The organism is Actinomadura sp. BRA 177, from assembly GCF_013372625.1.
In the GTDB taxonomy this organism is placed as follows: Bacteria; Actinomycetota; Actinomycetes; order Streptosporangiales; family Streptosporangiaceae; genus Spirillospora.
Window position 1 is genome coordinate 1 of record NZ_JABXFD010000301.1, and the last position, 12,460, is coordinate 12,460.

Annotated in this window: 8 protein-coding genes and 1 pseudogene; 7 read left to right on the forward strand and 2 right to left on the reverse strand. The window is 69.3% G+C overall.

Going from position 1 to position 12,460, the window contains the following annotated elements; genetic code table 11:
• The first annotated feature begins 507 nt into the window (after positions 1-507).
• The 6 genes and pseudogenes from HUX53_RS14600 (at position 508) to HUX53_RS14625 (ending at position 5,951) form a co-directional block, all read left to right on the forward strand.
• The gene (locus HUX53_RS14600; protein WP_176403727.1) at positions 508-1,242 is read left to right on the forward strand and encodes a class I SAM-dependent methyltransferase; all 735 of its coding nucleotides are present in this window, start codon (positions 508-510) and stop codon (positions 1,240-1,242) included.
• A gap of 88 nt (positions 1,243-1,330) precedes the next feature.
• A complete protein-coding gene (locus HUX53_RS14605) occupies positions 1,331-1,483 on the forward strand; it encodes a hypothetical protein (RefSeq protein WP_217919439.1) in 153 nt (50 codons plus the stop codon).
• A gap of 151 nt (positions 1,484-1,634) precedes the next feature.
• Positions 1,635-1,912, forward strand: a pseudogene (locus HUX53_RS14610) (YciI family protein); the annotation flags it as partial.
• A 292-nt stretch (positions 1,913-2,204) separates the two neighbouring features.
• The gene (locus HUX53_RS14615; RefSeq protein WP_176403728.1) at positions 2,205-3,269 is read left to right on the forward strand and encodes a hypothetical protein; all 1,065 of its coding nucleotides are present in this window, start codon (positions 2,205-2,207) and stop codon (positions 3,267-3,269) included.
• Between the two features lie 504 nt (positions 3,270-3,773).
• The gene (locus HUX53_RS14620; protein WP_176403729.1) at positions 3,774-5,027 is read left to right on the forward strand and encodes a hypothetical protein; all 1,254 of its coding nucleotides are present in this window, start codon (positions 3,774-3,776) and stop codon (positions 5,025-5,027) included.
• A 33-nt stretch (positions 5,028-5,060) separates the two neighbouring features.
• Positions 5,061-5,951 (forward strand): DUF4231 domain-containing protein, encoded by an 891-nt coding sequence (locus tag HUX53_RS14625; RefSeq protein WP_176403730.1) that lies wholly within the window; start codon positions 5,061-5,063, stop codon positions 5,949-5,951.
• Positions 5,952-5,986: 35 nt separating this feature from the next.
• On the opposite strand, the gene HUX53_RS14630 is transcribed toward HUX53_RS14625, so the two are convergent.
• The gene (locus HUX53_RS14630; RefSeq protein WP_176403731.1) at positions 5,987-6,982 is read right to left on the reverse strand and encodes a hypothetical protein; all 996 of its coding nucleotides are present in this window, start codon (positions 6,980-6,982) and stop codon (positions 5,987-5,989) included.
• A 34-nt stretch (positions 6,983-7,016) separates the two neighbouring features.
• On the reverse strand, positions 7,017-10,946 hold the full coding sequence (gene fxsT, locus HUX53_RS14635; RefSeq protein WP_176403732.1) for an FxSxx-COOH system tetratricopeptide repeat protein: 3,930 nt from the start codon (positions 10,944-10,946) through the stop codon (positions 7,017-7,019).
• Positions 10,947-11,397: 451 nt separating this feature from the next.
• On the opposite strand from fxsT, the gene HUX53_RS14640 reads away from it, so the two are divergent.
• A complete protein-coding gene (locus HUX53_RS14640) occupies positions 11,398-12,426 on the forward strand; it encodes a toll/interleukin-1 receptor domain-containing protein (RefSeq protein WP_176403733.1) in 1,029 nt (342 codons plus the stop codon).
• Positions 12,427-12,460 lie beyond the last annotated feature (34 nt).

The following is a 12,460-nucleotide window of genomic DNA, read 5'->3' on the forward strand; positions in this document are numbered from 1 at the left end:
GGCCACCGCCGCACGCTACTGCCAGGTCCGCTCCTACCTCATCAGCGCCCGCAACCACGGCGTCCGCCCCATCGACGCCATCCACCAAGCCCTCACCGGAACCCCCTGGACACCACCGGCAAAGGCCCGATCACGGCTTCACCCCGTGAATGGACACACTCAGCGGCCTGGAATTCCGATCCGACCACGAACTTCGCGATCTCGATCCGAGGCTCAATTTCCCGGTGCCTTACTGGACTGATAAGTCCTGAAGCGATCAGTCGACTGCTCCAGGGTGCGCGTTCGCGCGAAACCGAACGAGCACTCTGGAGCGTCGTGCGTCTGTGCAGGTGAGTGCCCGGTCAGGACTGTCGATCTCCCGGGCGGCATGGGTGGCGCGTAGGCGGGTGGTGGGCGTCGTCGTCGCGGATGAAGGCCGGGTCGGCGTCACCACGGTGTCGGTACTCGGCGGCGGATCAGTGCGTCGTGGCCGGCGCCGGGGCGGCCGGTTCGTGGCAGAGTGGCGGGATGCCTGGCGCTCGGTACGGGATGGATGCGCCCTATGGGTTCGGTTTCGTGGGCCTGGTCGTGCTGGGGTTCTGGGTGACCGGGCTGGTGATGGCGGTCACCGCCGATCTGGCCGCCGCGCTGCCCGCGCTGGTCTCCGGCACCCTGCTGGCGGGATGCCTGGCCCTGAGCCTGCACGCCACGCTACGCGGCAAGTTCCTGGTCTGGCGGGACGTGCTCGACGAGTTGGACCTGCGTGGCGACGAACGGCTGCTCGACCTCGGCTGCGGACGCGGCGCCGTCCTGCTGGCCGCCGCCCGGCACCTCCCGCAGGGCCGGGCGGTCGGCGTGGACCTGTGGCGCGGACGGGACCAGTCCGGCAACACCCCGGCGGCGACCCTGCACAACGCCCGCGCCGAGGGCGTCGCCGACCGCGTCCACGTGCAAGGGGGTGACCTGCGCCGACTCCCGTACGCGGAGGCGAGCTTCGACCTGGTCGTGTCCAGCCTGACGGTGCACACCATCTTCGGCGCGGACGCCCGCGCCCAAGCGATCGCCGAGGCGTACCGGGTGCTGCGGCCGGGCGGCCGCCTGCTGATCGCAGACCTGGCGCGGACGCCCCGCGAGTACGCCGCGGTACTGGCCCGGCTGAACGCCCAGGACATCCGCGTGCGCGGCCTCGGCTGGCGCGCGTGGTGGGGCAGCCCGTGGGTCCCGACCCGCCTGCTCACCGCCCGCAAACCAGCCACCCCGTAGCCTGCACGTGTGCAGAAACTGGTGTCTGGGAGTGACCAGGATGGCTGACGCCGATGACGTTCGCCGGTTGGCTCTTGCGCTACCTCACGTGGTCGAGATCGACAGCGACGGCTTCGATTTCCGGGTCGGCGGCAAAGGGTTCGTCTGGTCCTATCCCGAGCGCAGACCGGGTAAGTCGCGCGTCATCCGGACCGACATCGCCGTCCTGTACGTCGGCGACCTAGACGCCACAACCGATTAGCCAACACAGATCCACCCGGTCGCCTGGACGGCCCCGAAGGCGACCCCTGTCGTGGACGGAGGAGCGGCCGGTCGCACGCGACGACCGTGCTTGTACGACGCCTCATCGGCGCGAGTGACCACGCCAGCACGACCGGACGCTGTCATGGGTGGGGCTGGACGATCCCGGGCAGGGCATCGTGATCGACTTCAGCGGCGAGGCCCCCATGGTCACGGACGGGCCGTACGGCGAGACCAAGGAACTGTTCGGGGGTTTCTTCCTGCTCGACGTCGCCTCGCAGCAGGAGGCGGTCGAGTGGGCCAAGCGGGTCCCGGCGGCCCCCGGGTCCAAGATCGAGGTTCGGCGGGTGCCCGCGAGCAACGAGGTTCCGCAGGGCGACGGGTGATCATCGAGGACTGGGCCGGGTGGGAGAGCAGCGGCCAGATCTGACGGGTACCTACGATGTCGAGGCCGTCTAGCGAATCGTCTCCGCGCTGACCCGGTTCACCGGCTGTGGAACGGAGTCCGGGACCCGTTGTCCGGACGGTCGCGGTGATCCGGGCAAGATGCCTGACCCGGTTATGGCGACAACGTGACCGATCGAAAAGATGCCACGCCTTTTCGTAATGATTTGACGGCAACACCGACTTGATTGAGGAAACCCGGCGCACTGGCCGTGATCTCGTGTTCAGATGAATTCGACAGGAGGAAACTTTTCAAACTTGCGGAGAAGGTCGACGACATGGCCCATGGGGTGATTCGCGCCATCGCGGCGATCGGAATGGTCGCGGCGACCGCGGCGACCGGACGTTCTCCGGTGGCAGACCGGCGTCCTGAAGCGGTACTGGTCGGCGAGTCGTTCATCGCGGCCACTGCGGACACCCGCTTCGTGGGATACGGGGCCGCATGCCTGACGGGTGCTCCGCGCGGTGGGAAGGTCGCCGAAGCCACGAACCATCCGCTCAGCGGCTGCCACCCGGATCCGGCCGGCCCGGCCCCACCGGCGGATGCGGCGCCGCACGGCTATCTCCAGCTCACCGACGCCCATGTCGAAGAGACCGGCGCCGTGCTCTTCGACTCGCCGGTCCCGGTCCAGGACGGCCTGGAGGTGACCTTCGAGCAGTGGCAGTACGGCGGCACCACGCGGACACCCGCGGACGGGATCTCCTTCTTCCTCACCGACGGCGCCGAACGGCTCACCACGCCGGGCGCGTTCGGTGGAAGCCTCGGTTACGCCCAAAAACTGCCGGACGACAGGCCGGGCGCCCATTTTGTTCCCGGCGTCGCCGGCGGCTACCTCGGCATCGGGCTCGACGTGCTGGGCGACTACTTCGGCGACGGAGAAAAGCGCGGAAATGGCTGCCAGCGGCGTTCCCCGGCCGGGACCTCGTTTCAGCCGCCTCCTCCCGGACCCAACATCGTGACCGCCCGCGGTCCAGGGAACGGCGTCGACGGATACTGCGTCCTCGCCGCCACGACGAGCAAGAAGACCTCCCTCGGCACCTGGCGATCGACACTGCCCGGCCGACTCCACGGCGAGTTGGAGACCATGCCCGCCGACGTCACGCCGACGCAGGCCGAAACCCTGCTGGAACCGGTCAAACGGATCGTCCGTGTCGCGATCTCACGCGAGCCGAACCCGGTAATAGCGGTCGACGTCGATTTTCAGGACGGAGACGGCTTCCGTCAGGTCCTGCGCTTCCCCGCCCCCGAGCCCATCCCGAACACCGTCAGATTCGGATTCGCCGCCTCCACAGGACCACTCACCGACGTGCACCTTATCCGCCACGTCACCGTGCGTTCCTGACACCTCCCGTCACCTGACCCTGAAAACGGCCCGTGAGTCGGGGAGCGTCGGTTCGCGCGGCTACCCAAAGGTGCGTGTGCGTGCTCCCGGAGCGAAGTAGTCGGAGGACTGCTCCCAGTTCTGAGGGCTGCCGATGAACTGAGCATGACTCGGTTTCGAGGCGCGCGGCCAAATCTGGCCCAACCTGGCCAACGTCGAGTTCGCCACACCAAAAGAGTCGGTTTGTTCGACAATCAACCACTCTGCGCCGCGTTCGACAGCGTCGCCACAGCGCTCTCGCGGCGACATGATCGATACTGCCGCCCTGGGGCGAGAGACCATCCCCAACTGATCACCGATCCACGCTCACGAGGTCATCTTCACCCGGGGTTACATCTTTCACCGGATGCTGGTCCACGACCGCTTCGCCGACTATCGTTTGAACTCCCGGCAGTAATGCCGAACGTTGGTATCGAAGCGGCTCGTGAGGGGATGACCACGGGGCGAGAAAAGGAGTCGCCCCAAATGGGAGCGCCGGAGATGGCCCGCAGCCCGGCCATCAGGCGGTTTCTCATCGCACTCGTCATTATCGCACTGGGGGTGGCCGCCGGCCGGGTCGCCGGAGCCGGACAAGTCGGAGACCTGGTTAACGGACAACCGTATTTCTATGCCATCACGGTGCTGCTTGCAATCGGGCTTTACAGCAGCACGCACGGCATCGAGCACGCGCGGATGCGCGCGGATCTGCGTGTCGTGGTGCTCGCCGTCACCGTGGGGGTGCTGGTCAAGGCCACCATCATCACGCTGGTCATGGTGGCGTTGTTCCCCGGACCCGATGCGCTCGTGCTCGGTGTGGCGGTCGCGCAGATAGATCCGCTGTCGGTCGCCGCACTGCAGCATTCCTCGCGGCTGTCCCCACGCGGCAGGACGCTGTTGTTGGCGTGGGCCTCATTCGACGATCCGGTGACAACCCTGCTCACCGTCTATGCCGCGACGCTTTCGGCGGCGGCATACGATCTCGACCGGACCGGCGAACTTGCCGCGCTGCAGAGCGGTGGTCTGGGCGCCTTCCTGCTCGGGGTAGCCGTCAACGTGGTTTTCGCGGCGGTGGTCTGCGGCGTGTGGTGGGCGCTGCGGAAATGGCGCCCGGACACGGTCGCCGGCTTCGCGGTGGGCTGCGGGCTGCTGCTGCTCGCGACCGTCGCGGCGGTCGCCCAGTTCTGGATGCTCGGTGTGGCGCTCATCGGCCTGTTCGTCCGCCCGGCACTGGCCAGGGCCCCCGAGGCGTTCGAACGTTCGCTTGCGATGCTGACCCAGATCGCCCTGCTGCTGGCAGTGCTCGGTGTCGGCTTCCTGCTGTCGGTGCGGGTGCTGTTCACTGCCGGGATCGTGTTGGGCGTGACCGCGTTCGTAGTGCACGCGCTCGTCAGCCTTCCCTTGACCAGGAAACAGGCCGCCGACGATCGCGTCCAACTGGCGATCGCGCAACAGAACGGCATCACGGCGATCGTCCTCTCGCTCCTGCTCACCCCAATGTTCCCCAGTGTGGTGGCGACCGTCGCACCCGCGATCGTCGTCATCAACGCGCTGCACGCACTCACCAACGCTGGCTACAGCCGTGCCCGTTCCTGGGCGGCTATCCGGGACGGACGCACCCGGCTGCTCACGTCCCGGTCGGTCAGCTACACCGATGCGCGGAAGGTGAGGGCGGCAGAGGCTTCACCTCGGCCGTGCGACGAGCAGACCACCCGCTCCGCAGGGCCGAATCTCGACCTATGACGTTCCACGGGGGGCGAAGATATGCCCGGTGAGATGTCCGATATCCAGCAGGTCTGGGACCGTCAGAGCGTCTGGTCGCAGGGCGCCGACCGGCTCAACCGCCTGATCGGACGGACCCGGCTGGCGAGCCTGCTACTCGGCGCGGCCAGCGCGGTGATGGGCGCCGCAGCCGCCCAGACGATGCAACTGGGGTTGCTCGGCAAACTCCTAGCCTTCGGTGCCGCCGTCGCCGCCGCACTGGTCCCGCTCACCGCGAGATCCGCGGGGCCGGACGCCACCCGGGACTGGACGCGGCTCCGCTCGATCGCCGAGGCGCTGAAATCGGAGGTGTACACCTACCAGGCGGGGGCGGGCCGGTACCGCGGCGCACCCGGGCCCGGTCCACTGCTGGACGAGGCCGAACGCATCGAGGCCGACGGCACCGACCTGCTTCCCCGCCTCACCGGCATCGAGCCGGGCACCCGGGCACTCCCCGCGGTCTCCGACATCGACTCTTACGTGAGCGAGCGGGTCCAGTGGCAACTGGACGGCTATTACCGGCCCAAGGCGCTGCTGATGGGCCGCAGCGTCCGGGTGGTCCGCCGGATCGAGTTCGCGCTGGGCGCCGCCGGAGCGGTCTTCGGCGCGGTGGCGGGAGCTTTTCAAGTGGGAGAGATCGCCGCCTGGGTCGCCGTGTCCGCCATGCTCGCCACCGCGGTGGGCACGCATGCGGCCGCCGCCAAGTACGAGTACCGGGAACTGGAGTACACGAGGACCGCCGATCAGCTGACCAGGCTGCTGGCCCGGCGCGACCGGACCGCCGCGTCCGCCGATCCGGCCAGGGACAACGACGCCTTCGTCGCCGAGTGCGAACTCGTCATATCCGCGCAGAACGAGGCGTGGATGGCCAGGATCTCCGGTGCCGACGCCCCTGTCCTGCCCTGAGCCGCCGTCCGGCGTCCCGCGTCCCGCGTCCCGCGTCACCGGTCGGCGATCGCCTGCGCGAGCGTGTTGAGCGACGCCTCCGCCACAGCGACCTTGGCCTGGTCGAGGGTCACGCCGATGAGGGCGTCGTCCTCGCCGAGCCGCCGGAAGTACAGCGCGCCCGCCTCGACGTCGAGGACCACGCGGCGCAGCACCCCGCCGAGCAGTGGGAGAAGCGTGCGGTCCATCCGGTGGCTGGTGATGTAGGTCAGCTTGCCGATGCGCTCGTAATGCTTCCTGCGCGCGTCGTGGTCGGTGCCGACCGTGAGCGGCTCCAGCCTGGGATGCCGGAGCAGGTCCGCCGACCGGATCGGCTCGGCCCCCTCCAGGTACATCACGTAGTGCAGCGCTTCGGCACTGAGCGCGGACCGGAAGTGGCCGCTGAGTTCCGGCCGGGATCCGTTGAGCCCGAACTCGTCGATGTACGGCTCATCTTCGGCCAGGTCGGCCTCGTCGACGTCCACGTCGTACTCGGTGTCCGCGCCGGCCAGGTTCAGATGGCCCCCGTAGCCGCGGATGAGCCGCACCCGGTCGCACAACTGCCCCATCGTGGCGTCGGCCACGTCCACCGGCGTGTCCGCCAGTACCGCGCCCACCAGGTACTCCCCGAAGAAGGGCGAATGGTAGAAGACCGCCCCGTCCCCGACGTCGAACACGCACCGGATCAGGCGGCCGCTCTGCACCGGCGAGAACGCCTTGTCGAGGCGGGCCACGACGTAGTTCAGCCGCTGGCCGGTGGCGTGCACCCATTCGCGCTTGCGCTTGGCGTCGTCCGGGGACTCGATCCCGGGCTCGTCGTCGGAGTCGAAGGTGTCCTGCCAGAACAGCTGGTTGCCTCGGACGTAGTACGCGAAGTACTGCACCGTGCGTCCGCGCAGGGCCTCGCGGCCGAGGCTCTTGAGCTTCTCCGAGCCGGTCGCCGACCGGCTCGGCTGCCCCTCGGTGATCTTCAGCCCCGGCCCGTTGCCGCTCTCGGGGACCTGCTGCGTCATCACATACCCCCTTGCGCGCCGGCGCGCTCTCTTGTCATGTCGGCGGAATCTCAAGGTCGATGTCCCTGCGCAGGCTGCCGTCCAAGCCGTTGTCGGCCTCGGTCTTCATGTCCTCGGTCACCTGCAGGTTCGTGTAGGCGATCCGGCTGAGCGGATGGCCGGGCCCGAGCCGTTCCCGGTAGCTGGTGTAGGCGTGGCGTTCGCGTTCGGACGCCGGGTCCGTCTCCCCGACCGCGGCCAGCGCGTTGGCGTAGCCGATCTCCGCGCCGAGCGTGAACGGGTGTTCCGGCCCGACATTCGGGTCGTCGTGCAGCGCTCGCCACGCCTCTTCGGCGTTTCCCTGGGCTTCGACGAGCCGTCCGGCGCGGCGCGCGTACACGGCGAGGTTGGCCCGGCAGGCGTGGGTGAACGGATGCGACCTGCCGAAAACCTTCCGGTAGAGCCCCAGGTTGAGCCGTCCCCGCTCGAGCGCCTCCGTGTTCCTGGCGAGTGCCGCCTGGGTCGCCGCGACGCTGACGGCGCAGGAGAGCGTGGCCGGGTGGTGGGGGCCGTAGAAGCGCCGGCTGCCGTGCCAGGTGTCGGTGATGGATTGGAGCGCCTTTTCCACCTCCCCGTCGTATCGGAGGGTGACGGCAAGGGCCTGCGCCGCTCTCAGCGCGGCGGGAGTGCTGTTCCCGCCGTTGGAGCGGAGCATGGCGAGCACCGTCTCAAGGTGACTCCGGGCGTTGCCGTACTCGCCCATCTCCCTGTAGTCGATGCTGAGCATGACCAGCGTGTGCAGGGTGCCCCGTGCCTGCTCGCCCAGTACCCGGCACCGTGTCTCGTAGATCGAGCGGTCCAGCTCCATCGCCGCCTTCGTGGCGCCGGTCAGCCTGAGTGACACCGCGACGTTGTTGGCCTCCCGGAGCGTGTCGGGATGCTCCTCGCCGAGCCGCTCGCGGAACGCCTCCAGCGTCTGCTGGTCGAGCAGGGCCGCCTGCTCGAACAGCCCCTGGGTACGGAGGTCGGCCGCGGTGCTGCGCTGGATCTTCAGGCCGAGCAGGTGGTTGGACGGCAGCGCCTCCGCGCGCAGCCGACCGGCCTCCTCGTCCCAGCGGGCGGCTTCGGCGTACTCGCCCAGCTCGCGCAGCGCGTTGGCGAACTGGACGAGGAGCTCCAGCCGGTAGCGGTCGCCTTGCTCGAAGTCGGTCGTCCATCGGGCGTACAACTCCTCGCCCAGCTCACGGGCCACCTGCCAGTCGTTGCTCTGGTACAGGTACCTGACCTGCCGGACGGCCCAGGCCCGCACCGGGTCGGCGGCGTGCGCCGTGTCGCCGAGCTCGCATGCCGCCACATGGCGCTGCAGCTCCCGGTGGCACCGTTCCTGGACGGGGCCGGGCGCCTCCTCGTCGGGCACGAACGCCGCCAGCACGGACTGCGCCGAGGCGCGGGCCTCCTGGAGTTCCGCCTCCGTCATCCGGTCGCGGACGCTCCGCAGCGTCCGCGGGTGCACGTACAGCCGGCCGAGCTGCTGGTCGACTCGGATCAGCGAGTAGCGCTTGAGCGTCTGGACCACCTCGTCGATGGTCACATCGACACCCACGTCCGGGTCGTGCTCGCCGACCTGCTCGCGCATCCCGGCGGAGCGGACCAGTTCCATGGCGACACCGTCCGGGCTCAGGTACACGCAGACGCGCAGCAGCCAGAGCGCCGCCGCCCGCTCGCCGGCGAGGCGTTCCAGCGACAGCTCCGCGGGCCGCTGCTCCTCGTCCGGGACGGTGATCTCGCCGGTGTCGCCGAGCATGTCGAGGAGCTGGTCGACGAGTTCCCGGGGCGTGCGCTCGGCGGGCGAGTCCTGGTTCTGGGCCGCGAACCAGCTCGTGGCGACCCAGCCCGCCGCCTGGTCGATGGCGAGCGGATGGTCGTTGAGCCGCTCGGCCACGCGCTGGGCCATCGCCCGGGTGACGTCCAGCTGCCCGATGCGCGTCCGGAAGAGCCGGACGCTCTCGGCGCGTTCGAAGCGCCCGACGGGGAGGACGGTGGCCTCGGACGCCGCCCAGTCCGGGTGCCGGGAGGTCACCAGGATGTTCCCCGGCCCGCGGGACGGCATCAGGGGGCGGAGCCCGGCCGGGTCGCCAGCGCCGTCGTAGATCAGCAGCCACCTGTCCCGGGTGCCGGGCGCGCGCAGTTCCCGGGTGCCGGGCGCGCGCAGTTCCCGGGTGCCGGGCGCGCGCAGTTCCCGGGTGCCGGGCGCGCGCAGTTCCCGGGTGCCGGGCGCGCGCAGTTCCTCCAGGACCTGCTCCACCGCGTCGTGGGCGTCGGTGGAGGCATCCGTGCGCACCTGCGGGAGCAGTTCCGCCAGCTTGGTCCGCACCTGGTGCTCGTCGTCGGCGGGGATCCACCAGATCACGTCGTAGTCGTAGGCGAACAGCCAGGCGTACTGTGCCGCGAGGCTGCTCTTCCCGATCGCCGTCGGGCCGGCGAGCACCGTGGGACGCCCGGTGGTGCGGTTCTTCCGCAGGCTTTCCCGGAGGTCGCGCAGCAGGCCGTCCCGTCCGACGAAGTCCTTCGCGGGCGCGCTGGCCTCCCGGACCCTCGGGACGCACCTGGGGAACCGGGGGGCTTCCGGGGCGTTCTCGATGTGCGGCACGAGCCTGTTGGAGAAGGTGAAGGAACCGAGCAGTTTCCGCTGCGCGGCATCGGCATCCTCCCCGTAGGGCACCAGGTCGACATCGGAGATCAAGGACAGGACCTCGCCGAGCGTGCCCTCGCGGACCCGGACGCCGACCAGCCGCTGGTCCTCGCGTGCACGGCTGCCGGACCTCAGGTCCACGATCAGGCCACTGGCCTCATCGAATTCGGGAGCCTCCAGGAGGTCCGGCGACAGCAGCACGATGGTGGTCTCGACGGGCGCGCCCGTGGCGCCGTGCGGCCTGACCCGCAGGTTCGCGCACTGCAGGACCCATGTCATCCACTCCGCCCAGGGGCCGTCCGCCGCGCAGAACAGCATCGCCACGTCGTACCCGGTCGCCGCCGGCGGGGAGGTCAGGCTGCGTTTCAGCGCGACCCGGCTCTGCTCGGGCAACGGCCGCACCATGGTTTCGGGGTCCCCGGTGATGGCCTGGGCCAGCGCCGCATAGGCCTGGAACGCCGTTCCCGGCTGGTCGGGATCCTCGGCGATGGCCGCGATGACCGGGTGCCGCTTGAGGTAGGGCGACTCCGGGACGGTGATGCCACCCCAGTACCGGGCCCGCCTGACCTCGTCGGGTTCCTGGAGCAGCGGGCCGAACCGGCTGCGGGCGAAGCGCTTGATGTCCTCGGCGGGGTCCCGATCGTCCCGCATCGGCACCGGCAGCACTCGCACGGGCCCCTCGGGGCGATGCTCGGTGAGATCGCGCAGGCGCCGCGTCCGCTCGGCGGCGTAGTCGATCTCCTCGCCGTGTCCCAGCTTGAAGCAGGCCACTAGTACGTCGGCGAACTGGACGCCGAGCTCCGCCAGGGTGAACCGACCCGAGAGGTTGTCGAGCAGAACGTAGTCGTACCCGCTTTCCGCCAGTTCGGTTCGCAGCGCGGCGAGGAAGTGACGGCCGGGCGTGCTCTCCACGAACAGCGGCCAGTTGAAGCTCTCCGTCTCCGTCCAGTAGGTCTGGTCGGCGCGCCGGCCGGGGCCGAGGTAGGCCAGCTTCCCCGTGAGGCCGGTATCGAGCCCGGCATCGGGCCAGCCGAGGGTGAGGATGTGGTCGCCGACCCGGCCATGCTCCTCCCACAGCGTGCCGAGGTCGAGGCCCGTGTCGCGCCGGGAGACGTCCCGGTAGTCGCGCACGACGTCGAAGATGCCCGGCTGCTCGGCGGCGATATCCTCGCTCGGGAAGAACTTGGCGAGGTACTGGTCGACCAGAGGTTTCTGGGAACCGATGGCCCAGTCGGCGATGAGCACGTTGTGGCCGGCGCTGGACAGGATCCACGCCGTGTTCGCCAGCGCCATGGAACAGCCTATTCCGGCTTGGCTGCCATAGAACGCGACGATCTTTCCTGTGGGTGCCGCGGCGGGCACCTTGCCTTGCTGTGAAGTCACCCTCGCCCCCGCCCTGGGACACAAGTGCGCAACCGATGAGAATGCTTATGGATAGACCATCTTATATGCACTCCGATCCCCCGTTCACCTCGGAAGCAACATCCCATGAAACGATCACGTGAGAGCAGTTTAGGACGTCCAAAAATGGCGGACACGTGGCCACATCAGGCCATTTGGCGGTTGTTTGGATCCCTGATGTGCGGAGATGGCCAGAATTTTATGGCGCGAGCATGAGTCCGTCCGACCTTCTACCTGATCATCGGCGTCTGATCCCCTACGATGAGTGCGATAAGTCAACGGCCGTCCCGACCCGCCGTCCCGGACCCCGCAGGCCAGCGCCCCGGGGCAGAGTGTTCCGCGCATGCGAGGTGACGTGAAGACCTACTTCTTCACAAGCTACGCCAGGGGCAAGGACCAGGCATGGGTCGGTCGATTCCACACCGATCTCGAACGCGAGGTGCGCGTCCGCCGCGGCCCGTTCGCCGAAGGGCGGCTGGGCGAGCCGGGAGCCGCGAGCGTTCCGGCCGCCACCGAGGCCTTGGCGATGGTCGCGCTGATCTCCGGTCGCTATGCCCGCGACCCGCACTGCGGCCGCGAATGGGCGATCTTCGAAGAGCGGCTCGCACCACGGCGGGATGTGCGCGACCAGTGCCTCATACCCGTCCTGTGGCGGCCGCTGGAGACCCCCGCCGCGTTACCCATGATCATGCGTCCGATGCCGGACTTCTGGAAGTCCGCCCGCATGGAGCCCTACTGGCACTCCGGGCTGCTGGAACTCATGCGCACCCATCAGCTCGACGGGGCCGGCGGCTACTACGCCGTGGTGCGCGCGGTCGCGGCACAGGTCCTTGCGGCGGAGGACGCCGAGCTCGAACCGCTCCCCCCGGCGCAGGCGGCGGCCACCGGCCCCGCGTTCGGCGACCGCGCCGAGCAGCGGACCACCGGGCCGGTACCGGCGCGGGCCGAGGCCGAAGAGGCACCGCGAACCGTGGCGATCAGTTACGTCGGGGCGGACCAGCCCTGGGCCGAATACCTCGGCAACCTGCTGCGCACGAACAACTACGACGTCGAGCTGGTCCGCTGGAACGCCGGTCGGCGCGAACGGCTGTACGACTCCGTCGCGCGGGCCCGCGGCAGCGGCGAACGGGTCATCGCCGTCCTGTCCCAGAACTTCGTCGCCCCGCACATGGAAGCCCTGGTTCGCGAGGACGACCTCGGATGGGAGGAGGCGCTGAGCGCACCCCCGGGAGGCAGCAGCCCCGTAATCCCCGTCCAGGTCGACAGCGGCCCGCTGCCCGGCGGCCTCAGCAAGCGCGCCATCCACATCCACGGCCTCGATGAAGGGGTGATCAAAACCTTCCTCGACGCGGTCAGAAGACGTCCTGCTTGACCGGCCGGAGCTCATGCCCCCCTACTCCCCGAAC